Source organism: uncultured Veillonella sp., from assembly GCF_934190855.1.
In the GTDB taxonomy this organism is placed as follows: Bacteria; Bacillota; Negativicutes; order Veillonellales; family Veillonellaceae; genus Veillonella.
Window position 1 is genome coordinate 1 of the sequence record NZ_CAKPTN010000231.1, and the last position, 1,853, is coordinate 1,853.

The following is a 1,853-nucleotide window of genomic DNA, read 5'->3' on the forward strand; positions in this document are numbered from 1 at the left end:
ATTTTAGGCTTAGTATTTAGCTTGACCTTATATGGCAGTGCTCAGTGGCTCATAGATACTCAGATTATTACAGATCCACGAGCTCTCATAGCCATTCAACTGTTGTCGCCAGCTATCTTTGTGGTAACGATTCTAAGTTGCTTTAGAGGTTACTTCCAAGGCTCCCAATACATGGTGCCTACGGGAACGAGTCAAATCTTTGAACAAATCTTCCGCGTATCCTCTATGGTGGGCTTAGCCTACTACTTTATCGATAGGGGCTTACATTTAGCGGCTGGTGGTGCTACCTTTGCTACCTTTCCAGGTGTGTTAGCAGGCTTACTCGTATTAATTTTCTTTTACTATCGTCAACGACGCGTGCGTGAACAGATGCTTTCACAACAGAATCCAAATGCTATCTGTGAAAGTAACAGCGCTGTAGTGAAACGATTATTTAGTCTAGCTATACCTGTATCTATGGCGAATATCATGTTGCCTATGGTATCTCTCATCGATACATTTATAGTGCCGAAGCGTTTGATGGATATTGGGTATTACCTCAATGAAGCAACAACACAATTTGGCTACCTTACAGGGATGGCTACGTCACTCATTGGGTTACCTATCATTTTGACCACCTCTTTGGCGGCTAGTTTAGTACCCGCTGTATCTGAAGCCCATGCACAAGGTAATGTTAACCGTATTGTGCAGCGGGCGGGAACGGCCATTAAGATTGCCAATATGTTTACGATTCCAGCCTGTATTGGCCTTTGCGTACTGGCAACACCTATTTCCTTGCTCATCTATGCAACGCCTAATGCAGGGCCTGTTATCGCCGTTATTAGCCTAAGTATTGTATTCCTAGGATGGCAGCAAATTACAGCAGGGATTTTACAAGGTTTGGGGCGGACTATAATCCCTATGGTAGCGATTTTCGTTGGTTTGTTAGCGAAAACATTCTTAGATTATGAATTGACAGGAACTGTTGAGCTTGGCATCAATGGTGCGGCGTGGGCCACAAACCTAAACTTTGCCATTGCGGCACTTATTAACTATATGTTTGTAAAAAAATATGTTGGTTCTGTTCTTAATAAACTAGAATTGCTGAAAATTGCAGTATCTGCCATGGCCATGGGGGGAGCAACGCAAGTTATCTATGTGAGTACCGTAGAGTTATTAGGTAATGGTGGTGCCGTAGCTGCCGCTATTGTAGTAGCTGTATTCGTGTATGGACTATCTTTGTGGCTTACTAAGGCCGTTGTGAAGGATGATATGTATCATTTCCCAATTATCGGTAAGCGTTTACAAGCTCGCCGAGATAAGGAGGAAGCAAAGTTATATGAAGAACAATACTAAGGAACCCGTATCCGTACAACCATTAGTGGATGTTGTAAAAGCCTTACGTGCACCTAATGGGTGTCCTTGGGATCAAAAGCAAACTCATGAATCTTTACGACGTTACTTTATTGAAGAAACCTATGAAGTCGTAGATGCCATTGATAATAAAGATATGGATAATCTTCGTGAAGAACTAGGGGATGTATTATTACAAGTTGTATTTCACAGTCAACTGGCAGAGGAAGCTGGTCATTTTACGTTGCAAGATGTAATACATGATGTCACTGAAAAAATGATTCGTCGTCATCCTCATGTTTTTAACCCTGAAAATGATGAAAAATCATATTCATGGGACGAATTAAAGGCAAAAGAAAAGAAAAATTCTCAAAATTCTGTATTAGATGGTGTATCCAAAAGTTTACCTGCCTTAGTGGCCGCTTATAAGCTTCAAGAAAAGGCTGCGAAGCTAGGTTTTGACTGGGACGAGCTCGATCCGGTTTGGGCGAAAGTTTCCGAAGAAATGGGTGAGTTTAAGG

Annotated in this window: 2 protein-coding genes; both read left to right on the plus strand. The window is 41.8% G+C overall.

Going from position 1 to position 1,853, the window contains the following annotated elements:
• Positions 1–1,335: polysaccharide biosynthesis protein (locus Q0F90_RS09095; RefSeq protein ID WP_296004955.1), on the plus strand; the 1,335-nt coding region annotated here is incomplete at its 5' end.
• The coding region (gene mazG / locus Q0F90_RS09100; protein WP_296004957.1) for a nucleoside triphosphate pyrophosphohydrolase at positions 1,319–1,853 on the plus strand (535 nt) is incomplete at its 3' end. The genes Q0F90_RS09095 and mazG, both read left to right, overlap by 17 nt.